The following is a 306-nucleotide window of genomic DNA, read 5'->3' as shown; positions in this document are numbered from 1 at the left end:
AAAGGATCTTAAGCTTTGGTGAGACTAAAAATTCCGATTATCAGGCGAAAGATATACGTCTTTTAACAGATTATTCCTCTATGATTGTTAGTATTTCTGGTCAGGATAGGGCAATGAAAATTGGTGCTCCTGGACGACATATTATACAAAATAGTTTGGCTGTTATTGCTGCTTGTGATGCCATTGGTGTTGATTTAGAACCTGTTTTGCTCTCTTTGAGCTATTTTTCTCCTCAAAAGGGGCGCGGTGTTCGTTATCGATTGTCTTTACCAAGTGGAGGCGAATTTTATTTAATTGATGAAAGCT

1 pseudogene is annotated in these 306 nt (G+C 37.6%); it reads left to right on the top strand.

Annotation, left to right across the window (positions count from 1 at the left end):
* Nucleotides 1-306 (top strand): annotated as a pseudogene (locus ACFIO5_RS10400) (Mur ligase family protein); the annotation flags it as partial.

This window comes from Bartonella sp. AA86SXKL (assembly GCF_042196885.1).
Note: the sequence above shows the minus strand (reverse complement) of the source record. Positions and strands in the feature narration are given on the sequence as shown.